The 23,875-nt window shown below is 35.6% G+C and carries 30 protein-coding genes; 19 read left to right on the top strand and 11 right to left on the bottom strand.

From position 1 onward, the window contains the following. Positions 1–24: 24 nt before the first annotated feature. Both def and K5S59_RS10960 read right to left on the bottom strand, forming a co-directional pair. Positions 25–579 carry a peptide deformylase gene (gene def / locus K5S59_RS10965; protein WP_000957053.1) on the bottom strand — a complete coding sequence of 185 codons (555 nt, stop codon included), beginning with the start codon at positions 577–579 and terminating at the stop codon, positions 25–27. Positions 580–729: 150 nt separating this feature from the next. Then, positions 730–876, bottom strand: coding sequence for a YjcZ family sporulation protein (locus tag K5S59_RS10960; protein WP_000274562.1), 147 nt, complete (start codon positions 874–876; stop codon positions 730–732). A gap of 513 nt (positions 877–1,389) precedes the next feature. Here K5S59_RS10960 and pdhA point away from each other — a divergent pair. The 4 genes from pdhA to lpdA all read left to right on the top strand — a co-directional run bounded on the left by pdhA (position 1,390) and on the right by lpdA (position 6,287). Continuing rightward, complete coding sequence (pdhA, locus tag K5S59_RS10955) at positions 1,390–2,505, top strand: pyruvate dehydrogenase E1 component subunit alpha (RefSeq protein WP_000536893.1); 1,116 nt, start codon at positions 1,390–1,392, stop codon at positions 2,503–2,505. Positions 2,506–2,508: 3 nt separating this feature from the next. Beyond that, positions 2,509–3,486 carry a pyruvate dehydrogenase complex E1 component subunit beta gene (gene pdhB, locus K5S59_RS10950; RefSeq protein ID WP_000068162.1) on the top strand — a complete coding sequence of 326 codons (978 nt, stop codon included), beginning with the start codon at positions 2,509–2,511 and terminating at the stop codon, positions 3,484–3,486. Between the two features lie 93 nt (positions 3,487–3,579). Then, on the top strand, positions 3,580–4,869 hold the full coding sequence (pdhC, locus tag K5S59_RS10945) for a pyruvate dehydrogenase complex dihydrolipoyllysine-residue acetyltransferase (protein ID WP_220784051.1): 1,290 nt from the start codon (positions 3,580–3,582) through the stop codon (positions 4,867–4,869). A 5-nt stretch (positions 4,870–4,874) separates the two neighbouring features. Continuing rightward, positions 4,875–6,287, top strand: a complete 1,413-nt coding sequence (lpdA, locus tag K5S59_RS10940; RefSeq protein WP_000260106.1) for a dihydrolipoyl dehydrogenase — start codon at positions 4,875–4,877, stop codon at positions 6,285–6,287. 94 nt (positions 6,288–6,381) lie between these two features. On the opposite strand, the gene K5S59_RS10935 is transcribed toward lpdA, so the two are convergent. Continuing rightward, complete coding sequence (locus tag K5S59_RS10935; protein ID WP_097844178.1) at positions 6,382–7,599, bottom strand: DHHW family protein; 1,218 nt, start codon at positions 7,597–7,599, stop codon at positions 6,382–6,384. Positions 7,600–7,612: 13 nt separating this feature from the next. Further along, positions 7,613–9,007 carry an MBOAT family O-acyltransferase gene (locus K5S59_RS10930; protein ID WP_000232070.1) on the bottom strand — a complete coding sequence of 465 codons (1,395 nt, stop codon included), beginning with the start codon at positions 9,005–9,007 and terminating at the stop codon, positions 7,613–7,615. Positions 9,008–9,255: 248 nt separating this feature from the next. On the opposite strand from K5S59_RS10930, the gene K5S59_RS10925 reads away from it, so the two are divergent. Beyond that, positions 9,256–9,483: a hypothetical protein gene (locus tag K5S59_RS10925; RefSeq protein WP_000705128.1), complete on the top strand. Its 228-nt coding sequence runs from the start codon at positions 9,256–9,258 to the stop codon at positions 9,481–9,483. 1 nt (position 9,484) lies between these two features. Here K5S59_RS10925 and K5S59_RS10920 read toward each other — a convergent pair whose 3' ends face one another. Further along, the gene (locus K5S59_RS10920) at positions 9,485–9,877 is read right to left on the bottom strand and encodes a DUF1885 family protein (protein ID WP_001163312.1); all 393 of its coding nucleotides are present in this window, start codon (positions 9,875–9,877) and stop codon (positions 9,485–9,487) included. A gap of 127 nt (positions 9,878–10,004) precedes the next feature. On the opposite strand from K5S59_RS10920, the gene K5S59_RS10915 reads away from it, so the two are divergent. The 4 genes from K5S59_RS10915 to K5S59_RS10900 all read left to right on the top strand — a co-directional run bounded on the left by K5S59_RS10915 (position 10,005) and on the right by K5S59_RS10900 (position 10,986). Continuing rightward, positions 10,005–10,301: a DUF3055 domain-containing protein gene (locus K5S59_RS10915; protein ID WP_033656384.1), complete on the top strand. Its 297-nt coding sequence runs from the start codon at positions 10,005–10,007 to the stop codon at positions 10,299–10,301. A gap of 194 nt (positions 10,302–10,495) precedes the next feature. Then, positions 10,496–10,624, top strand: a complete 129-nt coding sequence (locus K5S59_RS10910) for a GapA-binding peptide SR1P (RefSeq protein ID WP_000536778.1) — start codon at positions 10,496–10,498, stop codon at positions 10,622–10,624. 59 nt (positions 10,625–10,683) lie between these two features. Next, positions 10,684–10,812 carry a GapA-binding peptide SR1P gene (locus K5S59_RS10905; protein ID WP_000536800.1) on the top strand — a complete coding sequence of 43 codons (129 nt, stop codon included), beginning with the start codon at positions 10,684–10,686 and terminating at the stop codon, positions 10,810–10,812. Between the two features lie 45 nt (positions 10,813–10,857). After that, positions 10,858–10,986: a GapA-binding peptide SR1P gene (locus K5S59_RS10900; protein WP_000536796.1), complete on the top strand. Its 129-nt coding sequence runs from the start codon at positions 10,858–10,860 to the stop codon at positions 10,984–10,986. A gap of 40 nt (positions 10,987–11,026) precedes the next feature. On the opposite strand, the gene K5S59_RS10895 is transcribed toward K5S59_RS10900, so the two are convergent. Both K5S59_RS10895 and speA read right to left on the bottom strand, forming a co-directional pair. Beyond that, the gene (locus K5S59_RS10895; RefSeq protein ID WP_000635326.1) at positions 11,027–11,857 is read right to left on the bottom strand and encodes a protein-glutamine gamma-glutamyltransferase; all 831 of its coding nucleotides are present in this window, start codon (positions 11,855–11,857) and stop codon (positions 11,027–11,029) included. Positions 11,858–11,932: 75 nt separating this feature from the next. Beyond that, positions 11,933–13,405, bottom strand: coding sequence for an arginine decarboxylase (gene speA / locus K5S59_RS10890; RefSeq protein WP_000084900.1), 1,473 nt, complete (start codon positions 13,403–13,405; stop codon positions 11,933–11,935). A 367-nt stretch (positions 13,406–13,772) separates the two neighbouring features. Between speA and K5S59_RS10885 the strand changes: the two genes are divergently transcribed. Then, a complete protein-coding gene (locus K5S59_RS10885) occupies positions 13,773–14,042 on the top strand; it encodes a UPF0223 family protein (RefSeq protein WP_000456541.1) in 270 nt (89 codons plus the stop codon). 80 nt (positions 14,043–14,122) lie between these two features. Here the strand turns inward: K5S59_RS10885 and K5S59_RS10880 are convergent, their stop codons facing one another. Then, positions 14,123–14,749 carry a YktB family protein gene (locus K5S59_RS10880; protein WP_000175088.1) on the bottom strand — a complete coding sequence of 209 codons (627 nt, stop codon included), beginning with the start codon at positions 14,747–14,749 and terminating at the stop codon, positions 14,123–14,125. Positions 14,750–14,956: 207 nt separating this feature from the next. Between K5S59_RS10880 and K5S59_RS10875 the strand changes: the two genes are divergently transcribed. Next, a complete protein-coding gene (locus K5S59_RS10875) occupies positions 14,957–15,145 on the top strand; it encodes a hypothetical protein (protein WP_001250166.1) in 189 nt (62 codons plus the stop codon). A gap of 88 nt (positions 15,146–15,233) precedes the next feature. Further along, on the top strand, positions 15,234–16,025 hold the full coding sequence (locus K5S59_RS10870; RefSeq protein ID WP_073516258.1) for an inositol monophosphatase family protein: 792 nt from the start codon (positions 15,234–15,236) through the stop codon (positions 16,023–16,025). Positions 16,026–16,069: 44 nt separating this feature from the next. Here K5S59_RS10870 and K5S59_RS10865 read toward each other — a convergent pair whose 3' ends face one another. Further along, positions 16,070–16,249 carry a DUF5325 family protein gene (locus tag K5S59_RS10865; protein WP_000400130.1) on the bottom strand — a complete coding sequence of 60 codons (180 nt, stop codon included), beginning with the start codon at positions 16,247–16,249 and terminating at the stop codon, positions 16,070–16,072. Between the two features lie 140 nt (positions 16,250–16,389). Here K5S59_RS10865 and typA point away from each other — a divergent pair, with 140 nt between their 5' ends. From typA to K5S59_RS10850, 3 genes are all read left to right on the top strand, one after another. Further along, positions 16,390–18,234 (top strand): translational GTPase TypA, encoded by a 1,845-nt coding sequence (gene typA / locus K5S59_RS10860; RefSeq protein ID WP_000914755.1) that lies wholly within the window; start codon positions 16,390–16,392, stop codon positions 18,232–18,234. A gap of 155 nt (positions 18,235–18,389) precedes the next feature. Then, positions 18,390–18,692 carry a YlaH-like family protein gene (locus K5S59_RS10855; RefSeq protein WP_000893660.1) on the top strand — a complete coding sequence of 101 codons (303 nt, stop codon included), beginning with the start codon at positions 18,390–18,392 and terminating at the stop codon, positions 18,690–18,692. A gap of 13 nt (positions 18,693–18,705) precedes the next feature. After that, entirely contained in the window at positions 18,706–18,981 is a 276-nt protein-coding gene (locus K5S59_RS10850) for a hypothetical protein (protein WP_098872132.1), read from the top strand. Positions 18,982–19,016: 35 nt separating this feature from the next. Here the strand turns inward: K5S59_RS10850 and K5S59_RS10845 are convergent, their stop codons facing one another. Continuing rightward, a complete protein-coding gene (locus K5S59_RS10845; protein WP_001995040.1) occupies positions 19,017–19,217 on the bottom strand; it encodes a YlaI family protein in 201 nt (66 codons plus the stop codon). Positions 19,218–19,362: 145 nt separating this feature from the next. Between K5S59_RS10845 and K5S59_RS10840 the strand changes: the two genes are divergently transcribed. Beyond that, positions 19,363–19,818 carry a pyridoxamine 5'-phosphate oxidase family protein gene (locus K5S59_RS10840; RefSeq protein ID WP_098258193.1) on the top strand — a complete coding sequence of 152 codons (456 nt, stop codon included), beginning with the start codon at positions 19,363–19,365 and terminating at the stop codon, positions 19,816–19,818. A 246-nt stretch (positions 19,819–20,064) separates the two neighbouring features. After that, a complete protein-coding gene (locus K5S59_RS10835) occupies positions 20,065–21,393 on the top strand; it encodes a PhoH family protein (protein ID WP_000358079.1) in 1,329 nt (442 codons plus the stop codon). A gap of 45 nt (positions 21,394–21,438) precedes the next feature. Here the strand turns inward: K5S59_RS10835 and K5S59_RS10830 are convergent, their stop codons facing one another. Further along, entirely contained in the window at positions 21,439–21,936 is a 498-nt protein-coding gene (locus K5S59_RS10830; protein WP_001289798.1) for a hypothetical protein, read from the bottom strand. 150 nt (positions 21,937–22,086) lie between these two features. On the opposite strand from K5S59_RS10830, the gene K5S59_RS10825 reads away from it, so the two are divergent. Both K5S59_RS10825 and K5S59_RS10820 read left to right on the top strand, forming a co-directional pair. Beyond that, the gene (locus tag K5S59_RS10825; protein WP_000135698.1) at positions 22,087–22,374 is read left to right on the top strand and encodes an Fpa/YlaN family protein; all 288 of its coding nucleotides are present in this window, start codon (positions 22,087–22,089) and stop codon (positions 22,372–22,374) included. Positions 22,375–22,499: 125 nt separating this feature from the next. After that, positions 22,500–23,681, top strand: coding sequence for an FtsW/RodA/SpoVE family cell cycle protein (locus tag K5S59_RS10820; protein ID WP_000832784.1), 1,182 nt, complete (start codon positions 22,500–22,502; stop codon positions 23,679–23,681). Positions 23,682–23,875: the final 194 nt, after the last annotated feature.

The raw sequence follows: 23,875 nt of genomic DNA, 5'->3' as shown, positions 1-23,875 counted from the left end.
GGAAGATTAACTCCCGCCTTTTTATTATCGCTCTAGAGGTTTTGAATCGTCAGGAGCAGCAAATGGATTTTCTTTATTAATGTGGTCATAGAACATAACACCATTTAAATGGTCAATCTCATGCTGAAATACAATTGCTGGTAAACCTTTTAAACGTAATTTTACTTCCTCGCCGTTGATAGATGTTGCTTTCACTGTAATTCTTGTGTAACGAGGGACATAACCAGGTACTTCGCGGTCTACTGATAGACAGCCTTCCCCGCTTTGTAAATATGTACGTTCAACAGAATGACTAATGATTTTTGGGTTGAATAATGCATGACTATATAACGTGCCATCCGTATCAGTTACATGAACCGCAATCATTTTCTTTGAAATACCGATTTGTGGAGCCGCTAATCCAATTCCAGGGCGTAAACTATATTTTTCAGCCATTTCAGGATCTTGGCTATTGATTACAAATTCAATCATTTCTTTAAGGGCAGTTGTATCTTCTTCGCTCGCCGGCATTGATACCTCTTCTGCAACGTTTCGCAAAATAGGATCTCCTTCGCGAATGACATCTTTCATTGTAAGCATATGTAATCTCTCCTTTCTCTTTTAGTCTACCAAAGGAGCTGAAAAAAGTCATCGACAAGTAGGGGAAGCGTTTTGCTATAGAATATGTATGTAATTAAAAGAAAAGACGGCAAAGCCGTCTGTTTCTTTCCATAGTTGTTTCATTTTACATTAGCGAATGCAAGCAGCACCAACGATAATTAAAAGAATAAACAACACAACGATTAAGGCGAAGCCGCGTCCAGACCCGCCACAAGAACCGCCATAACCGTAGGAAGGATATGAACAAGTTGGATAGCAATATGAGTATCCGTACATGAGATGACCTCCTTTATCATTTCCCGCTAATACTGCGGTTACTATAATGTATGGAGGGAAGAGTAGAAATGTATGGGTAATTACCTATAAAAGGAAGAAGAGTTTGTATATTTTTGCTAAGAAGAGAGAAAAACTAAAGAGAATTAAATCGTTTACATATTATTCTAAGAGAAAAAATAAGTTGAAAAGGGAATAATATAACAGTAGGTTAATGCTTACTAATACAGATGTGAAAAATAAAAACACGTTTGTGTAGAAGAAACCTGCAGATTATTTATAAAAAAACGTAACCAAAGTAATTGACATCGTAATTAGAATAGTTGTAAACTAAAAAACGTGATCAAGATTGTATTAATATGTTTCTGAAAAAACATTAGTACAGATTGTTAGGTACACAAAATTATTCTCAACCGACAGATAAATTTGTTGGTTTACATTGTTGCGTTTTCAGTCTAGCTACTAGATAGTGAAAGCGTTTCAGAATATGGTTCAAGAGAGGAAGAGGTGAACGGAATGGGTACTAAAACAAAAAAGACCCTATTTAATGTTGATGAGCAAATGAAAGCTATCGCAGCTCAATTTGAGACATTACAAATTTTAAATGAAAAAGGCGAAGTTGTGAATGAAGCAGCTATGCCTGAATTATCTGATGATCAATTAAAAGAATTAATGCGCCGTATGGTGTATACTCGCGTACTAGATCAACGTTCTATTTCTTTAAACCGTCAAGGGCGTTTAGGTTTCTACGCACCAACAGCTGGACAAGAGGCTTCTCAATTAGCAAGTCATTTCGCACTTGAAGCAGAAGATTTCATCTTACCAGGATATCGTGATGTGCCACAATTAGTATGGCACGGTTTACCATTATACCAAGCGTTCTTATTCTCTCGTGGACATTTCATGGGTAACCAAATGCCTGAGAATGTAAATGCACTTGCTCCACAAATCATTATCGGTGCGCAAATCATCCAAACTGCTGGTGTTGCGTTAGGTATGAAACTACGTGGTAAAAAATCTGTTGCAATTACTTACACTGGTGACGGTGGTGCTTCACAAGGTGACTTCTACGAAGGTATGAACTTTGCGGGTGCATTCAAAGCTCCAGCAATCTTCGTTGTACAAAACAACCGTTATGCAATCTCTACTCCAGTAGAAAAGCAATCTGCAGCTAAAACTGTAGCACAAAAAGCAGTAGCAGCAGGTATTTACGGAATTCAAGTAGACGGTATGGATCCATTAGCTGTATACGCAGCAACTGCTTTCGCTCGTGAGCGTGCAGTAAACGGCGAAGGCCCTACTTTAATCGAGACTTTAACATTCCGTTACGGTCCACATACAATGGCTGGTGATGACCCAACTCGTTACCGTACAAAAGATATCGAGAACGAATGGGAACAAAAAGATCCAATCGTACGCTTCCGTGCATTCTTAGAAAACAAAGGCCTATGGTCTCAAGAAGTTGAAGAGAAAGTAATCGAAGAAGCAAAAGAAGATATCAAACAAGCAATTGCTAAGGCTGACCAAGCTCCAAAACAAAAAGTTACTGATTTAATGGAAATCATGTACGAAAAAATGCCTTACAACTTAGCTGAACAATATGAAATTTACAAAGAAAAGGAGTCGAAGTAAGCCATGGCTCAAATGACAATGATTCAAGCAATCACTGATGCTTTACGCGTTGAAATGAAAAATGACCCTAACGTACTTGTGTTTGGTGAAGACGTTGGTGTAAACGGCGGTGTATTCCGTGCTACTGAAGGTTTACAAGCTGAATTCGGTGAAGATCGTGTAATGGATACTCCACTTGCAGAGTCTGGTATTGGTGGACTTGCAGTTGGACTTGCATTAGAAGGCTTCCGTCCAGTTCCAGAAATCCAATTCTTCGGTTTCATTTATGAAGTAATGGATTCAGTTTCTGGTCAATTAGCTCGTATGCGTTACCGTTCTGGTGGACGTTGGACTGCTCCAGTAACAATTCGTTCTCCATTCGGTGGCGGTGTTCATACTCCTGAACTACATGCTGATAGCTTAGAAGGATTAGTGGCTCAACAACCTGGTCTAAAAGTTGTTATTCCATCTACTCCATACGATGCAAAAGGTCTTTTAATCTCTGCGATTCGTGACAACGATCCAGTTATCTACTTAGAGCATATGAAATTGTACCGTTCATTCCGTCAAGATGTACCAGAAGGCGATTACACAATTGATTTAGGTAAAGCTGATATCAAACGTGAAGGTACAGATGTATCTGTTATCGCTTACGGTGCTATGGTTCATGCTGCATTAAAAGCTGCTGAAGAACTTGAAAAAGAAGGTATCTCTTTAGAGGTAGTTGACTTACGTACAGTTCAACCATTAGATATCGAAACAATCATCGCTTCTGTTGAAAAAACAGGCCGCGTAGTTGTAGTTCAAGAAGCACAAAAACAAGCTGGTATTGCAGCTAACGTTGTAGCGGAAATTAACGACCGTGCAATCTTAAACTTAGAAGCTCCAGTTGTACGTGTTGCAGCTGCTGATACAGTATTCCCATTCTCTCAAGCTGAGAGCGTATGGTTACCAAACCATAAAGATATTGTTGAAGCTGTTAACAAAGTAATGAACTTCTAATTTTTAGCTTTTCATGTGCAAAAGAAATCAGCACATGCTGGTTTCTTTTGTACATATTCCATAATAATGAAATGAATCAGGGGGCTGAATTCCGTGGCATTTGAATTTAAACTACCAGATATCGGTGAAGGTATCCACGAAGGTGAAATCGTAAAATGGTTTATTAAACCAGGCGATGAAGTAAACGAAGACGATGTACTTCTTGAAGTACAAAATGATAAAGCAGTAGTAGAAATCCCTTCTCCTGTTAAAGGTAAAGTACTTGAAGTACTTGTAGAAGAAGGAACAGTTGCAATTGTAGGAGATACATTAATTAAATTTGATGCTCCTGGATACGAAAACCTTAAATTTAAAGGTGACGATCATGATGCAGCTCCAAAAGCTGAAGAAGCAGCAGTAGAAGCTCCAGCAGCGGAAGCTACTCCAGCAGCAACTGCAGAAGTAGTAAATGAGCGCGTAATCGCTATGCCATCTGTTCGTAAATATGCTCGTGAAAACGGCGTAGACATTCATAAAGTAGCTGGTTCTGGTAAGAACGGTCGTATCGTAAAAGCTGACATCGATGCATTTGCAAATGGTGGACAAGCAGTAGCAGCAACTGAGGCTCCAGCAGCAGTAGAAGCTACTCCAGCAGCAGCGAAAGAAGAAGCACCAAAAGCACAACCAATCCCAGCTGGTGAATATCCAGAAACTCGTGAGAAAATGAGTGGTATCCGTAAAGTGATTGCTAAAGCAATGGTTAACTCTAAGCATACAGCTCCTCACGTAACATTAATGGATGAAGTAGATGTAACAGAACTTGTTGCGCACCGTAAGAAGTTCAAAGCTGTTGCAGCTGACAAAGGTATTAAATTAACTTACCTTCCATACGTTGTTAAAGCTTTAACATCTGCATTACGTGAATACCCAATGTTAAACACTTCTTTAGATGATGCTTCTCAAGAAGTAGTTCATAAACATTACTTCAACATCGGTATCGCAGCTGATACAGACAAAGGTCTATTAGTACCAGTTGTTAAAGATACAGATCGCAAGTCTATCTTCACTATTTCTAACGAGATCAATGATCTTGCTGGTAAAGCACGTGATGGTCGTTTAGCTCCGGCTGAAATGAAAGGTGCTTCTTGCACAATCACAAACATTGGTTCTGCAGGTGGACAATGGTTCACTCCAGTTATCAACCACCCAGAAGTAGCAATCCTTGGTATCGGCCGTATCGCTGAGAAGCCAGTTGTGAAAAACGGTGAAATCGTTGCAGCTCCAGTATTAGCATTATCTCTAAGCTTTGACCATCGTTTAATTGACGGCGCAACTGCTCAAAAAGCATTAAACCAAATTAAACGTCTATTGAATGACCCACAATTATTAGTAATGGAGGCGTAATAACAATGGTAGTAGGAGATTTCCCAATTGAATTAGATACAGTCGTTGTTGGTGCAGGTCCTGGTGGATACGTTGCGGCAATTCGTGCAGCACAATTAGGTCAAAAGGTAGCAATTATCGAAAAAGCTAACCTTGGTGGCGTATGCTTAAACGTTGGATGTATTCCTTCAAAAGCGTTAATCAATGCAGGTCATCGTTATGAGAATGCAATGCATTCTGATGACATGGGTATCACTGCAGAGAACGTAAAAGTTGACTTTACAAAAGTTCAAGAATGGAAAAACGGCGTAGTTAAGAAATTAACTGGCGGTGTTGAAGGCCTTCTTAAAGGTAACAAAGTTGAAATCATTCGCGGTGAAGCTTACTTCGTAGATGCTAACACATTACGCGTAATGACTGAAGATGCAGCTCAAACGTATACGTTTAAAAATGCTGTTCTTGCAACTGGTTCTACACCAATCGAAATTCCAGGATTCAAATACTCTAAACGTGTTATCAACTCTACAGGCGCTTTAAGCTTACCTGAAATTCCTAAAAAACTTGTTGTAATCGGCGGCGGTTACATCGGTATGGAATTAGGAACTGCATATGCTAACTTCGGTACAGAAGTTACTGTAGTAGAAGCTGGTGACGAAATCTTAGCTGGTTTCGAAAAAGCTATGAGCTCTGTTGTTAAACGTGCTCTTCAAAAGAAAGGTAACGTAAATATCCATACAAAAGCTATGGCTAAAGGCGTTGAAGAAACAGAAACTGGCGTAAAAGTTAGCTTTGAAGTTAAAGGTGAAATCCAAACTGTAGAAGCAGATTACGTATTAGTAACTGTAGGTCGTCGTCCAAACACTCAAGAAATCGGTCTTGAGCAAGTTGGAGTTAAAATGACTGACCGCGGCATCATCGAAATCGATGAGCAATGTCGTACAAACGTATCAAACATCTATGCAATCGGTGATATCGTTCCTGGACCACCATTAGCTCACAAAGCTTCTTACGAAGGTAAAGTAGCTGTTGAAGCAATTAGTGGCCATGCATCAGCAATCGATTACATCGGAATTCCTGCAGTATGCTTCACTGATCCAGAATTAGCATCTGTTGGTTACACTAAGAAACAAGCAGAAGAAGCAGGAATGACAGTAGCTGTATCTAAGTTCCCATTCGCTGCAAACGGTCGTGCGTTATCATTAAACAGCACTGACGGTTTCCTACAACTTGTAACACGTAAAGAAGACGGTCTTCTTGTAGGTGCTCAAGTTGCAGGTGCAGGCGCTTCTGATATTATCTCTGAGATTGGTTTAGCTATCGAAGCTGGAATGACAGCAGAAGATATCGCTCAAACAATCCACGCTCACCCAACATTAGGTGAGATCACAATGGAAGCAGCTGAAGTTGCTCTTGGAATGCCAATTCACATTGTAAAATAATTATAAAAAAACGTCTTCTAAATTTAGAAGACGTTTTTTTATGTTATATGCATAGAAAAACAAGAGGTGAATCTCTTCGATTCACCTCTTGTTTTTATTCTTTATTTTCAAATTGATACATTTCTTTATTTGTACTAGTGTCATTATAAAGGAATAACACGATATCAGCATTTAGTTTTTCGAGGTCTTGTTTTACATTTTTACTTGCCGCAAATCGTGGATCAATAAATGTTGTTTGTTCAAACTCTTGTGCAAATAAAGGATAAGTCGCATCTGCATAAGAATCTTTAATGATGACAGCATGTAGCTTGTTTTTTGCATCTGGATTTAAGATATTTATCTGTGCATAGTCTGTTTGGTAAACAGAACTATAGTCTGGTGAAAGCTTCTTTTTGTCCACTGCAAAGAATTCCTTCATTGGCATTTGCATCGATTCTTCTGATTTTGGACCGAGATACACAGTGTAATTATCCCACATATTTGGGTTTTGCTTTAATTGTACATATGGGATTGTTTCAGGTGTTTTTATTAAATTATACAGTTGTTTATTCCAACTACCGATAAATTGTCCATTCGGTTTTTCTGTAGTTATTTTATAATCATCTCGATTAACAGCATTACCTTTAACTATTTTAGATTCATTAGTAATGTGATTCATTGTTTGTTCGTATGCATAAAATGCACCTTTCATATTCCAATGGTGATCTGTTTTAAAGTATAGATCTTCTAATTGTTCATGAGTAAATTCTTTTTGAAAAGTAGGAAGAACATCAATAACAGGGAAATTTATTTTCTGTAACTCTTGTACAAAATAATCGCGATGCTTTTGATCGTACCCACGATCTACATATGGCGGGTATTTATACGAAAATGCCGTTAGTTTACTTGGAGCTAACAAGAAATAAAATTCTGTTTTTGGAAATTGAGTTTGTAAGTTTTCTAATTCATTAACAGATTGTTTAATTTGATTACGCATATCTATTTTGGTAGGTGCAGATAAAATGAAACCGTCATCTGCAACATAATTGTTATTTACGAAAGTTCGATTGAATTTCATTTGTAACTTTGTGTATGTTTCAATAAATCTGTCTCGTGCTGCAATGTGATCTGTAAAATGTAATTCAGTATCTTTGAAATATTTTCCGGATTTTATAGTATCAATAGTTAGGACTGGATTCAAAGCTAATTCTCTATTTTCAAAATCAGAAAAACTTTTTTTGTCCCAATATATTATTTTTCCGGTCCATATACACATTCCAAAAATAATAGCGAGAAATCCTGTAATTAATATACGATTAGTGAAATTTTTCATAGTTAGCCCTCCTTTAGAAGCGGAAGTAAATAAATGGATTGTAAGTTGCATTTGTTAAATACATCATAGTTATAATTAAAACACTCAAGTAATAAAGTGGAGATAAAATGACTACCTTTTTATTTGCTAATAGATTCTTAATCCAAGAGAAAATTGGAGCTGATGTAATAATAGCAAGTATAAAGATTCCCCAATAATTCATTACATAGAAATAACTCGTAATGTCAGTTAACGATCCATTTAATCCGAACATTGCTTGTAAAAATTTTGAGCAGTAGCTAAAATTATCAGCGCGGAAGAAAACCCAACCAATAATCACTAAAAACATAACGTATACGTGTTGAATCGGCCACCATAATTTTTGTAATATTTTTTCGAAACCAGCCTTTTCTAAAGCAATTAAACATCCGTAATAAATACCCCAAATCATAAATGTCCAACTAGCTCCATGCCAAAATCCGGTTAACGCCCATACAATGAAGAGATTACGATAGATTTTCCAAGTAGATACGCGATTCCCGCCTAATGGAATATAAACATAATCACGGAACCAAGAACCAAGTGAAATGTGCCAACGACGCCAAAATTCAGAGATAGATTTTGAAATATATGGATAATTGAAATTCTCTAAGAAATCAAATCCGAACATTTTTCCTAATCCAATTGCCATATCACTGTAACCTGAAAAGTCGAAATAAATTTGTAATGTGTAAGCGATTGCGCCAATCCAAGCGGTAGATACGCTCATTGTTGCTGGGTCCATTGCAAATATTTCATCAGCAATAGCTCCCAATTGATTCGCAATTAAAACCTTTTTTCCCAATCCAATGATGAAACGACGAATTCCTTCTGAAAACTTATCAGCAGTAACTGTTCTAACATGTAATTGATGAGCGATTGTATTATATCGAACAATTGGTCCTGCTACTAATTGCGGGAAAATAGTAAAGTATAGTGCGAGATCAAATAGATTTCGCTGAGCTTCTACTTTCTTCTTATAAATATCGATAATATAACTCATTGCATGGAAAGTGAAAAATGAAATTCCAATGGGCAAGGGGATTTTTTCGAGTACAATGTTTGTATGGAAAATTCCATTTATATTATCTACTAAGAAATTAGCATATTTAAAATATCCTAGTATAGCAATATTGACAACGATTGCTATAGTAAGAATGACTTTTCTATTTGCACTAGACAGTTGGTCCTTATTAAGCCAAATTCCGAACCAATAGTTTATGAAAATAGAAAAAAGCATTAGGAAGACATATATTGGTTCTCCCCAAGCATAAAATAATAAACTAAACAATAGTAGAACTATGTTTTGTAATTCTTTCCGTACTGAGTAGTAAACGAAAAGAATTGCAGGTAAAAAAAGGCATAAGAAAAACAAATTGCTAAATACCATGTATCATTATTTCCTTTCTATCTTTTCTCTTTAAGGAGTATACCATGCGATAAATGAATAATCTATCTTATAGGAGATATGAGAGGATTTATTGTTAAAAACGAGGGATATTCGTATGTGAATAGTTGAGGAATTAAAAAAACAGAAAAATTTAACAGTAGATTAGGTGGAATTTGGAAAAGTTTACTTTCAAAATGTTAAGAGGGAAGAGCTGAAGCATATAATAGGAAGAAGAAGGGGGGAACGCTATGAAAATTACGCTAGCTTCATTTTTTCATCTAGTTTTATGGAGTGGATTTTCAGCAGTGTTATTATTGTCAAGTCGTGATAAATTACATTATAAAATTTTTCTTTTTCTTATATTTTTGTACTTAGCGTATGTAATAGCGTATGTCATACTAAGTGCAAGGAGAAAAGCAATACTTCTTACTTGCACAAATAGTATGATCTTTCTAATCATTTATTTTTGTTTTTAAATTAACGTTTATAGAAATACATTGTTCTTCCATTAAATAATTGTAATTCTCCTTCTAATTTCTTCGCTAGAAAACGGCAAAATTCATTTGCTTTTCCTTTATCACCAAATGTTGCATTAGGTGGTAAAGAAATCTGAATAAAAGATTGTTCCTTTTCTATACCGATACCAACATAAATGGAGTCATATCGATCGTGAGTAGATTGTAGTTTTAATGTTGTTGCTGATGTTTCTAAAATTTCATAAGGAAAAGCGGTATTTGTATAAGCGTAATTAATTTGAACACCAGTTTTGGAAGTAACTGTTTGATAGTAAAGAAAAAGTTGTTTTATATCATCTATTGAAACAGATTGTTGATTGGATTTAGGTACAAGCGTAATAAAGGCATGTTGCATATAAGTTCCCCCTAACTTAGTAGAATAATATCATTCTACATCCTACTGAATTTTTTGACAATTAAAAGGAGTATTCCTTTTTTTGTTTAATATACTAATGAAAGGTGATGTAGAAAGGTGGAAACCGATGTTTGAAAAATTGTATGATGAGCATGAAAGTGTGAAGGTACGATTTTTGGGGTTTATGACACATGATACTCGTTATGATTTTGGTGTTATTTATACAAATATGTTTTTTGGAAAGCCACTCATTGTTTGCATGCAAACAGGAAGATCTACTTTACTTGGACGAGATGATGTAGAGAATGTGCAACATATACAGGAAGTTTTTAAATTAGGATCAGAAGAGGAAGCGGCGGAGTTAGCTCAATTCTTTAAATTTTTAGTCCCATCTACTTCTTTGCATGCGGAATATGAAGAATAATTAATGTAAAACAGTCGTACGTATAAATATGGCTGTTTTTTTGTTTTAATATCGCATACTAATTTAAATTAAAAATATTTAATGTGTTATACTAAAAACCTATTGACGTAAAAAGTATAACATATTAAAATAAAGACAGAAAGTTAAGCGGTTACAAAAGTTTTTGGGATTATAAACTTAGGGGGAAATGAAAAATGGGAACGATCGTATGTCAAGATTGTGAAGGTACAATTGCACACTTCGAGGATGAGAAAGTAACGGTACTTTACGGGAAATGTGGATCTTGCGGATGTGATCACACAGAGCATACAAAAGCCCAATAATTGATAGGAAATGGACAGCTAAAAGTTTTTAGGACCATAAACTTAGGGGGAAATGAAAAATGGGAACAATCGTATGCCAAGTATGTGAAGGAACAATCGGTCATTTTGAAGATGAAAAAACGACTGTGCTTTACGGAAAATGTGGTACAAATTGTGACTGTGCTAATAAAGACAAAGCGAAAGCTTAATTATAAATAAGTAGATTATTATTAAAACTCAGGGGGAAATGAAAAATGGGAACAATCGTATGCCAAGTATGTGAAGGAACAATCGGACATTTTGAAGATGAAAAATCAACAGTACTATACGGGAAATGTGGATCTCACTGCGAATGTGACCATAAAGAACATACAAAAGCTTAAATAAGAAGAAGCGCCTACATATACATATGTAGGCGCTTTTTTAATAAATTGTAGTTGTATGGCCAACTGTTGCAACGATTGCATCATCTCTAATGGGAATAAATCCTATCGATGTCTGTGGAGTGCTAGGAGAGGCGTAGTGGCTCATGAGACGGCTATCAATACGGGTAATAGTATCGGTCAAGAAAGCTGAAATAAAAGCGTAGGGGACTCGTCGTTCATTTAAAGAGTATATAATTTCCTCTTTTGTTTTTACACCTACGCCATGTCCGTAAAAAAAGAAATTTCCTAGATAGATTGTATTTTCTCCTTGCCACTCGATTGTAGCTGGATTCACTTGTGGATTTTTAAAATAAACGAGATCGCCGGGAACTAGATCGCCACCCGTTTTTGTTATGAGCTTTAAATCTTGATCGTAGTCCCACGTATAAAGTAAAAGGTTTGCAAAGAGACGGTTGAATGTTTCTTCCTCATACAAGGATAGTAAAGCTTTGTAAAAAATAATGATCATAGCGGTGGCACATTCAGTTCCATATAGTTTTCCGTTTTTGAAAATATCTTGTATGGCAATGGAAGGGGGTATGTTTGGAAGGAGCTCGAATCCCCCAAGTGACGTTCTTTTCCAATATTGGGGGTTGCAAAAGGACTGTTGAAATGTGCGAAACTGAAATCCACTTTGAAAAAGTTCTAATGCAGAAGTAATAATATTCACTCGCAAATTTAGATCAAAGCTGAGTTCATCAGATGTTCGGAAGGAATAAATTTCTTGATTTCCTGCCATTATCGATAAAATTTGTTGTTTCTCAGCTGCAAATGGCTCATATTCATTTGTGATATAAGGATGTACAATAGAACGGCCTATTACAATCATAATAGTATCCCCACCTATACGTTACATTACTTCATATCGTATGAGAAAAGGAAAAAAGGGTGAAAGAAAAGCCTATCAACTGATAGGCTTGTACTCTTTAATCACACGTAATGTTTGTAATGTCATATCTTCAGGACCTTGTACAGGTAAACCCGCTTCTAAGTTTTTACGAATATACTCTAAGTTATCTTGTGTAATAATTTCCCCCGGAGTAAAGATTGGAATCCCTGGCGGATAAACCATAACGAAATCAGCTATAATACGACCTGCTGCATTTTCAAACGGAATGACTTCTGTTTCCGAATAAAAAGCATCTCGAGGAGAAAGTGCTAGCACTGGTATTTCTGGGATTTCTACTTGTATTTGAACACCTTTATCGGCTTGATTTCTAAATGTTGCTGCTAAATCTTGTAATGCTGCAATAAGTGTATTTGTCTCACTTTCTGTATCTCCGAAAGTGACAAGACATAGTATGTTGTATAAATCTGAGAGTTCTACTTCAATGTTATATTGCTCTCTAAGCCATACTTCAGCCTGATGGCCTGTAATACCTAAATCTTTTACAGATACAATTATCTTTGTAGGATCATAGTTAAAAGTAGCATCCGTACCTAGCATTTCTTTTCCAGGACAGTAAAGATCCTCAATAGCATTAATAGCATCACGAACTTGTTCCGCTAATTGTATAGTTTGTTCTATGAGTGCTGTTCCTTCTGTAGCAAGACGTTTTCTAGCAACATCTAGGGATGCTAACAAGATGTAAGAAGTTGATGTCGTCGTAAGCATGCTAATAATAGATTGAACATGTTTTACGTTCACAAGGCCTTCCTTCACGTTAAGAATAGAACTTTGCGTTAAAGATCCTCCTAATTTGTGAACACTTGTTGCTGCCATATCTGCACCGGCTTGCATCGCTGACATCGGCAATTCATCGTGAAAATGAATGTGAACACCATGGGCCTCATCAACGAGTACAGGGATATCGTAAGAATGTGCTAATTGGACAATCTGTTCTAAGTCTGCAGCAAAGCCAAAGTATGTTGGGTTAATAACAAGTAAGCCTTTCGCATCTGAATGCTCTTCAAGTGCCTTTTTGACAGATTGAATTGTAATTCCATGCGAAATACCAAGTTTTGGATCGATTTCAGGATGCATGAAAATCGGTTTTGCACCTGAGAAAATAATAGCTGACATTACTGATTTATGCACGTTTCGTGGCACTAGGATTTTGTCACCAGGACCGCAAACGCTCATCACCATTGTCATTATTGCACCACTTGTACCTTGAATAGAAAAGAAAGTATGATCTGCACCAAATGCAGCGGCTGCTAAATCTTGTGCTTCTTTAATCATACCTTTTGGATGATGTAAATCATCGAGCGGCGCAATATTAATTAAATCAATTGCTAATGCATTATGCCCAATAAATTCGCGAAATGTAGGATCCATACCCTGTCCTTTTTTATGACCAGGAATATGGAATTGAATTGGATTTCGCTTACTGTGCTCAACTAAAGCGGTAAACAATGGTGTTTCGTATTGGGACAATCTATACACCCCTTCTTCTTCGTAATATTTAGTATTATTTGTTTTATATAATCCTGTTCTAAAAAAGTTAAGTTCTTTTTTAGTATGAGGCTTGTTTTTCTGCCATTCACAAAAGTGTTTTTGAGATGGTAGGTTCACTTTGTTTTCTATAAAACAAAAGCATTATATCACCAATAATTATAGATGTATAGAAAAAAATATTTTTACAGTGAGTATGTTAAATAGTTATTTCCAATTACCTTATAGAGGAAGACAATTCCATCATAAGGAATAAATAGTGTATAATGCAAAGTGGCTATAGTGAAGAAGAAAAAATTCCTTTAAGATAGCATATTGAAATAAGAAGAAATGATAAATGAGGTGCAAAATGGAATATCAATATCCGCTAGATTATGATTGGTCAAATGAGGAAATGGTTGCAATTGTGAAGTTTTATGAAGCAATTGAGAAAGCATACGAAAAAGGAATTATAAGAGAAGAATTAATGGGATTATATCGTCGTTTTAAAGAGATTGTTCCATCTAAAGCAGAAGAGAAGAAAATTGATAAGGAGTTTCAAGAAGTAAGTGGATATTCTATATATCGTGCGATTCAAAGGGCAAAAGAAACTGAAGAACAAAAGCTTGTGAAAATGTAAAAATATTTTGAAAAATGAAAACTGAAGTGATATAATGTGATAACAACTAAAAACGGACAATATAAATTGTCCGTTTTCTACTATCGATTACAAAGTGCATATAAAGGAAGGAGTGATTGCATCGTAGATTCAATCTTAGCAAGGAATTGTTCGTTGGTCATTGCTGAAAACTCCTCTGGTGATATATGAATACCAACTAATAATTCTGCTTTTTTCACAGTAGCTAGACGTTCAATCATCTTTTGTAAGTCTTCTGTTTCAAGTGTTCTATGTAATTTTACACTTGGTTTAGTATGGTCAATGGACCAAACGAAGTCATTTGGAATATTTGTTTTTAAATCATTTAAATGTTCTAAGAAGGCGTGAGCCGTCTCCACTTTTTGTGGACACTCATAGATTAAACCAAAGTATATGAAGGCATGAGTACCCCATAATCCAATTTGGAAATGTGGTAGCATTTTATATCCGCGTTTATTTGTTGAAAAAGCAACCCAAGTATCGTTTGGTGGATTGACTTTGCGACGTGCATGTTTTGCTACATGATAAAAAAAGTTCTCATCAGTTTGTTTGGATAAATACGTTGCAAACTGTTCCCCTAAAGCTTCAAGTTTAGGATGAATGTTCGTTTTAATTGCACTCATTCGTTCTTCGAGACCATCAACTGTAAAGACCTCAAAATCAGTTGACTTGAATGTTTGTAGTGTCATGATTGTTCCTCCAACTCCTATTTTGCTTTTATTTTAGCATAGCTTGTACTATTCATAAAAAAAACAGCACAAAAAAAATTTAAATAAAAAAATATAATTTTGTTGCATAGATGATTTATCCAACATAGTATAGTATAAAACAAAAAATCAGAAAATTTAATTAATTCTAGTCCGAGGGCAGACGAATATTGGGAGGAGGCAAATAATATGAGACAGGTGATTAATGCGTTAAAGAGAACAGATGCTGAAAAGAGAATACCGGTGCTACGTTTGGAGCTAGATTATGAATTAGCAACTTTATATGATGCGATGATGGAAAATGATAAACTGAAAAAAGAAGAGTGTGTACAAAAGTTAGAAGTGTTAAGACTTGAAATGATTCGTTTAGAGGCGTAATAATAGTATATGTATAAAAAATTAGTTGGTGCGAACCTTATAAAGGGTTCGTTTTTTCTGTGAACAGTATAGATCGGAGTGTTTAAACATGCAAGAAGTATGGAAAGACATCGATGCACACGCCAAACAGTGGATTCGAGATGCAGGAGAGTTTTTAATGGCATCAATGGAAAAAGCACTTATTATAGAAACGAAATCCAATGCAGCTGATTTAGTAACAAATATGGACCGAGAAATAGAACAGTTTTTAATTGGGAAAATTAAAGAAACATTCCCGAACCATAATATTTTAGGAGAAGAAGGTTATGGAGATGAGGTAACTTCTTCTGATGGGGTTGTTTGGTTAATTGATCCAATTGATGGCACGATGAACTTTGTTCATCAAAAAAGAAATTTCGCAATTTCAATTGGAATTTATGAGAACGGTATCGGAAAGGTTGGACTCATTTATGATCCAGTTCATGATGAATTATACCATGCGGTAAAGGGAGCTGGAGCATTTTGTAATGAAGTACCAATACCTTTATTGGAAAAAGGAACTGTAGAGCAAGGAATTGTAGCTTTAAATGCGATATGGCTTACCGATAATCCATTGCTGAATAAGGAAAGTATGATGGCGCTGGTTAAGAAAGCAAGAGGCACGAGATCATATGGCTGTGCAGCGTTAGAGATGGTATACGTTGCAACAGGAAGAATAGATGCATATGTAACGCCGAGATTATCACCATGGGATTTTGGTGGGGGACAGATAATTGTAGAGGAAGTTGGAGGCAAGGCGACAACATTTTCTGGATCCCCGCTTTCAATCGTAGAGAAGAGCAGCGTATTAGTTGCAAAACCTGGAGTGTATGAAGAGGTGTTACGATTTATAGCGGAGTAACAAAAAAAGTAAGAGGCTGTATAAGCGCTTCTTACTTTTTGACGTTATTGCGATTTACGCATTTTTCTTTTTGTTACAAAACCGTATCCAACTGTAACAAATGTGCCGATAATGCAAATGATAACACCGATGGGACTATTTTCAGCAACCATAATACCGATACCGATTAAGAAAATAACACCGATAATTGCAGTTAATAAAAAGCGATATTGAATGTGTTCCATTTCTTCACCCTCCAATTTTATTTTACTTTCACAAAAGTAAGAATACAACTATATTTTCATTCTTGATTTTATTTTGATTGCCATTGTATCCCCTTCGCTCTTATAATAGAGAAGGATTAAAAAGACATTAGGAGTTGGACATGTTGAAAAAACGACAAGATTTACGAAATATAGCAATTATTGCCCACGTTGACCATGGTAAAACAACACTTGTTGACCAGTTATTACGTCAAGCGGGGACGTTCCGTGCGAATGAACATATTGAAGAACGCGCAATGGACTCAAACGATCTAGAAAGAGAACGTGGTATTACAATTTTAGCGAAGAATACTGCGATTCACTATGAAGATAAAAGAATTAACATTTTAGATACACCTGGTCACGCTGACTTCGGTGGAGAAGTAGAACGTATCATGAAAATGGTTGATGGTGTTCTACTTGTTGTTGATGCATATGAAGGTTGTATGCCACAAACACGATTTGTTTTAAAGAAAGCTCTTGAGCAAAACTTAACTCCAATCGTTGTTGTAAACAAAATTGACCGTGACTTCGCTCGCCCTGATGAAGTAGTTGATGAAGTAGTTGACTTATTCATCGAACTTGGTGCAAACGAAGATCAATTAGAGTTCCCAGTTGTATTTGCATCAGCAATGAACGGAACAGCAAGCTTAGATTCAAATCCAGCAAATCAAGAAGAGAATATGAAATCATTGTTTGACACAATTATTGAACATATTCCAGCACCAGTTGATAACAGCGAAGAGCCACTTCAATTCCAAGTAGCACTTCTTGATTACAATGACTATGTTGGTCGTATCGGGGTTGGACGCGTATTCCGTGGTACAATGAAAGTAGGACAACAAGTTGCATTAATGAAAGTTGACGGAACTGTAAAACAATTCCGTGTAACGAAATTATTTGGTTACATTGGATTAAAACGTCAAGAAATTGAAGAAGCAAAAGCTGGAGATTTAGTAGCTGTTTCAGGTATGGAAGACATTAACGTAGGTGAAACTGTATGTCCGGTTGAGCATGAAGAGGCTTTACCATTATTACGTATTGATGAGCCAACACTACAAATGACATTCCTTGTAAATAACAGCCCATTTGCAGGTCGTGAAGGTAAATTCATTACATCTCGTAAAATTGAAGAGCGTCTTCGTTCACAATTAGAAACAGATGTAAGTTTACGTGTAGATAATACAGATTCTCCTGATGCGTGGATCGTATCTGGACGTGGGGAATTACATTTATCTATCCTAATTGAAAACATGCGTCGTGAAGGTTATGAGCTACAAGTATCTAAGCCTGAAGTAATTATTAAAGAAGTTGATGGCGTAAGATGTGAGCCTGTAGAGCGCGTGCAAATCGATGTACCTGAAGAATACACTGGTTCTATTATGGAATCTATGGGTGCACGTAAAGGTGAAATGTTAGATATGGTGAATAACGGAAACGGTCAAGTTCGCCTTACTTTCATGGTTCCAGCACGTGGTTTAATTGGTTACACAACAGAATTCTTAACATTAACTCGTGGTTACGGTATTTTAAACCATACATTCGATTGCTACCAACCAGTACACGCTGGACAAGTTGGTGGACGTCGCCAAGGTGTTCTAGTTTCACTTGAAACAGGAAAAGCATCACAATACGGTATTATGCAAGTTGAAGACCGTGGTGTAATCTTCGTTGAACCAGGTACAGAAGTATATGCTGGTATGATTGTCGGAGAACACACTCGTGAGAACGACTTAACAGTTAACGTTGTGAAAATGAAACAACAAACTAACATTCGTTCTGCGACGAAAGATCAAACTTCAACAATGAAAAAACCACGCTTAATGACTTTAGAAGAGTCATTAGAGTACTTAAACGATGATGAGTTCTGTGAAGTAACTCCAGAATCAATTCGTTTACGTAAAAAGATTCTTGATAAGAGTGAGCGTGAAAGAGCTGCTAAGAAAAAGAAATCTGTAGAAGCGTAAAATAATAGAACAGCTACCTTTGAGGGGTAGCTGTTTTTTATTGTATTTATTTTTGGAATATTTACTCTTTTTTGTGGACAGTATTTTTTTTGCAGGTTACTCTTGTATTAAGTACATAAATAAAATTTGTTTTTTGTGAGAAAGGGGGATGAATGATGTTAGAAAGAATGTCGTTTTTTGCGAAATTATGTAAAGTTGATGAAAATCCAGAACTAGGGATGTGGTTACTATATGGAACCATTATTATATTAAGCGCACTTGTGTATAATTTAGGTTTTGCAAGAAAACTATCAATAATAAAAAATATAGTGATATATATATCGTTAGCGATTGGGTGTACAGTTTTAACTTTCTTTGCAGTTTTTTTACCTGTTGGAGAGGGGCTTGTTGTAGCGGCGATTGTACTTGGGATTTATAGGTTGCGTTTACGTCAAGCAAGACAACAAAAAGCAGGGTGAGGGGCGGGTTTTTATGCGTTCAGTACAAGATGCACTATATAATTGGTTAACAATTAAAACAGTTGCCGAAGCACGTCCAGATGATCGTGCTGCAAAAGAAACGTATTTGTTATTTCAAAATATGATATATGAAGAATATAAATTAACGGATGTGGAAGTTAAAAAGAACGAAGAAATGTATTTGATTACATATGAAATGAATGGAGAAAAAAAATCTGCCAGGTTTCCATTAGAAGCTATTGATTGCTTTTTGGATCAAATGAATCGTGAACCTGAAAAATATAAATAAGTCCTTATCTATATGATTAAGGACTTATTTACATTTTACCAATCGTCTTCGACTTTTTTATCACGATATAATCGGAAATTACCACTTGCATGACGTTCCATCGTACGTTCTGCAATTCGTTCCGAACATTCCATGCACATATATGTATGAATAGGGCGGTTACGCAGTTTTTTTGCCATAGGATTTTCATCATCTAACATATCTTTTTTATCACAAATCATACATTTGACTCTCATTTCGTCACCTCAATACGAATTCTATCAGTATAAGTATATCATGGAAGTATAATGTTTTTGAATAATAGCGGGAAAAAATAATATTTTCGCAATTCGAAAAATAAGTTATGATAAGGATATATTAAGTATATTTGGGGGTGGAAATATGGCGAATGTAGTAGAGCCTACATTAACAGATGATTTAGTACAAACGTTACGTAAAGAATGTATTGTTATGGTGGCAACAACAGACTTCGAAAAACAAGTTCCTAACGTAAGTGCTATTTCTTGGGTGTATGCAGTTAGTGAAACTAGTATTCGATTTGCAGTAGATCAGCGTTCACGTATTGTGGAAAATATACGGCATAGTACTGGGGTGGTATTGACTATAATGGCGAATGAATCCGTATTTTCCATAAGTGGTGCAGGTGAAATTTTGACTGATAGAATGGAAGGCATTCCTCTAAAATTAACTGTAATAGAAGTAAATGTACAAGAAGTACGTGATGTTATGTTTTATGGAGCGAAACTTGCAACTGTACCAACATATGAAAAAACATATGATATTCGCGCAGCGAAGAAGCTGGATAACCAAGTGTTAGTAGGAATAAAAGAATTATAAATGTGATAAATAAGAAAGTCAGTTGTTAACTTTTGTAATCAGTTATTGTGATTTTATGTTAATAATTATAATTAAAAGTAATATATTGAATAGAAATGAATAAAAAATAAATAAAAGGTTTAATGGCTATGGATTTCGATTCTACCTCGTTTATACGGTACATATAATTATAACAATGGTTCGTCCATATTGTATGGATGAAACCCTTGTTCTACAAATTTAAAAGTGGAGTCAGGGGGTAACAGGTTGGATAAAATTTATGTGTTAGATACGAATGTACTTTTGCAGGATCCTTTATCTATTTTTTCATTTGAAACCAATGAAGTAGTGATTCCAGCAGTTGTATTAGAAGAGGTTGATTCGAAAAAACGTTATATGGATGAAGTAGGACGAAATGCTCGTTATGTATCTAAGTTAATAGACAAATTTCGTGAGATAGGAAAGCTGCATGAAAGTATTCCGCTAGAAAACGGCGGTACATTTCGTATTGAATTAAATCATCGTTCATTTGTTCAACTACAAGATATTTTTGTAGAAAAAACAAATGATAATCGAATTTTAGCTGTAGCAAAAAATTTATCTTTAGAAGAGCAAGAAAAAGAGGACGGGAAGTCTGTTATTTTAGTAAGTAAAGACGTGCTCGTAAGGGTAAAAGCTGATGCAATTGGTTTGAAGGCGGAAGATTATTTAAGTGATCGTGTAATTGAAGTAGATAATATATATTCAGGATTTTTGGAAGGGTATATATCAAAAGAGCAATTGGATTATTTTTATGAAAAAGGTGAATTGCCTTTATCCGAAATTGCAAACCATCCTTTTTATCCAAATCAATTTGTAGTAATGAAAGATGCATTAGGGGGATCTAGTTCAGCACTTGGTATTGTGGATCACTTAGGTAAGAAGGTAAAGAAACTTATTTTTCACAATGAACAAGTATGGGGGATACGACCACGAAATGTGCAGCAAATTATGGGATTAGAATTGTTGCTTCGTGAAGATATTCCGCTAGTAACGTTAACAGGGAAAGCTGGTACAGGAAAAACATTACTAGCCTTAGCTTCAGGGCTTATGCAAACTGAAGATTTAGGGTTATATAAAAAACTACTCGTTGCAAGGCCAATTGTTCCAGTCGGAAAAGATATCGGTTATTTACCAGGAGAAAAAGAAGAAAAGTTAAGACCGTGGATGCAGCCGATTTTTGATAATCTAGAGTATTTATTTAATACGAAAAAGCCAGGAGAGTTAGATGCTATTTTAGCTGGAATGGGTTCGATTGAAGTAGAAGCTCTTACCTATATACGTGGGAGAAGTATTCCGGATCAGTTCATTATAATTGACGAAGCACAAAATTTAACGAAACATGAAGTGAAAACGATACTGACAAGAGTAGGAGAAAAAAGTAAAATCGTATTAATGGGAGATCCTCAGCAAATTGATCATCCGTATTTGGATGAGTATAATAACGGTTTAACATATGTTGTAGAGAAGTTTAAAGAGCAACGTATTAGTGGTCATGTAAAGTTTGTTAAAGGTGAGCGATCGAATTTAGCTCAACTAGCAGCAGATTTATTATAAAAGGAGTGGGCTGAGGCTCACTCCTTTTTCTTCCAAGTATACATTTTAAATAATTGTAAATTTACGGATGTTACGGATTGGATTTTGTCTATTAGATCCATCATTGTAATATAGATAAACAGGTCCATCCTCTTTTAATGGCTTTCCTTCTTTTGAAAAACCAAGTATAGCATTTTCTACAGTTTCTAATGGAAGTATTATTGTTTGATCTACTGTTTCAATTTTGACTTGCGTAGCGTCATCTGAAATTTCGGCGTTAGCAAGAAATGGATGAAATGGTATACCGAACGTTCCAGTAATTAGCTGTTCTTTTTTATATTTCTTTACACTTTGTTGTATCGGTGGAAACGCAGCACCATCACGGATTTCGCGATCCCAATGTTCTGAAGTGTTTTTCAAATAAGCTTCTAGTTCTGATGTGTTTTCTCTTGTTTCATCAAAGTAAGTTGTCAAATCTACTTTTCGATCATCAAAGATCCAAACAGTTGGATCGATAGTGATTGGAAAACGAACTTTTCCATTAATAAATAAAATTTCGCTCATTGTTGTTCCCCCATTTGTGTTATACTCCCACTTTTCAGTATAATAGCATTAGACATGGTTGTCACAAAAAATGTTTCTATTGCAATTTACTAAAACTATCGCTAATATTAATAGATAGGAGAGAGTAGGACGGAAACGGAGGGAATCAATTTGGCGTCTGAGACAGTATCAAATCATCAGGAAAAGGCACTAGCCCTTCTACAAGCGGATGCGGAGAAGATTTTAAGACTTATTAAGGTGCAAATGGACAACCTTACAATGCCGCAATGTCCATTATATGAAGAAGTGTTAGACACACAAATGTTTGGACTATCCCGCGAGGTCGATTTTGCAGTTCGCCTTGGTCTTATTGCAGAAGAACAAGGGAAAGCAATGTTAGGAGAGCTTGAACGTGAGTTATCTGCACTTCATGAAGCATTTACAAACAAACAACAATAACGGGTTCAAATAGGGGGGCTCAAACTGAAAAAGTTTGGGCTTTTTATTTGTATAATAAAGCAGGAAGAATCAATGTACATATGGAATACAACAATAATTAAATTGAAACAGAGAGAGGAAATGAAATGAAAAGAGTATGGAAATCAATGGATTATTCATTGTTACTTCCTCTTGTTATCTTATGTGTGTTGGGAGTTATAATGGTATATAGTTCTAGTTCCATTGTCGCGATTTCGTCGAAATATAACTGGCCAGCAAATTACTTTTTTAAAAAACAATTAGTTGCTCTTGCTATTGGAACGGTAATGCTTGTGATTGTCGTTATAATCCCTTACAAATTTTGGAGGAAAAAAATAGTTCTTACAGCGATGGGGTTAGGGAGTATTGGGTTACTAACAGCAGCTTTCCTTTTCGGTAAGGTAATCAATGGTGCAAAAGGATGGATACTAGGTATACAACCAGCTGAGTTTGTAAAAATAGTAGTTATTATTACGCTAGCAAGTTTTTTTGCTAAGAAACAAGAGAGGAAAACCCCTTTTTTACAAGGGATAATACCTCCTATATTTATTGTCGGTGGATCGATGGTATTAATTTTATTACAAAATGACTTAGGGACTGACATATTAATAGGTGGAACAGTGTTAATTATGTTCTTCTGTTCAGGAGTTAATGTTAACTTGTGGATAAAAAGATTTTTATTAACATCTATCGTGTGGATTCCGGCGTTGTATTTTATCGGAAATTATAAATTAAGTAACTACCAAAAAGCTCGATTTTCAGTTTTTCTTGATCCATTTAGTGATCCGCAAAAGGATGGATTTCAACTAATAAATTCATTTATTGGAATTGCCTCAGGTGGATTAGGTGGTAGAGGATTAGGGAATAGTATACAAAAGTATGGCTATTTACCAGAGCCACAAACGGATTTTATTATGGCAATTATATCTGAAGAACTAGGTTTTATAGGTGTAGCTATCATTTTAATCTGTTTACTACTTATTATCATTCGTTCGTTTAGAGTGGCACAAAAATGTAAAGATCCATTTGGAAGTTTAATTGCAATAGGAATTGCAAGTTTAATTGGAATACAAACATTTGTTAATGTTGGTGGTATGTCTGGATTAATACCGCTTACAGGGGTACCTTTACCGTTTATTAGTTATGGTGGTAGTTCTTTGTTGGCTAATCTAATCTCGATGGGTATATTATTAAATGTTGCTAGTCATGTAAAACGACAAGAGAAACAGCAAAATGAGATAATGAAAGAAAGAGAACAAGATGGACCACGTCTTGTAGTTGTGAAATAAAAAACACATTGTGCTTTAGAGCGCGAGGTGTTTTTTTTATTTTTAAGAAATATTAAATATGATGCATTAATTGTGATATATACTAAAAAATATATCACATTATATTAAATATGACATACAATTAAGTTGTTAGAAAAGGAAGAGGTATGCTATACTATTTTTGTGAAACAAATTGATCAGAAAACTTATCATTT

This window comes from Bacillus sp. BML-BC051 (assembly GCF_019656175.1).
GTDB lineage: Bacteria > Bacillota > Bacilli > Bacillales > Bacillaceae_G > Bacillus_A > Bacillus_A mobilis.
Note: the sequence above shows the minus strand (reverse complement) of the source record. Positions and strands in the feature narration are given on the sequence as shown.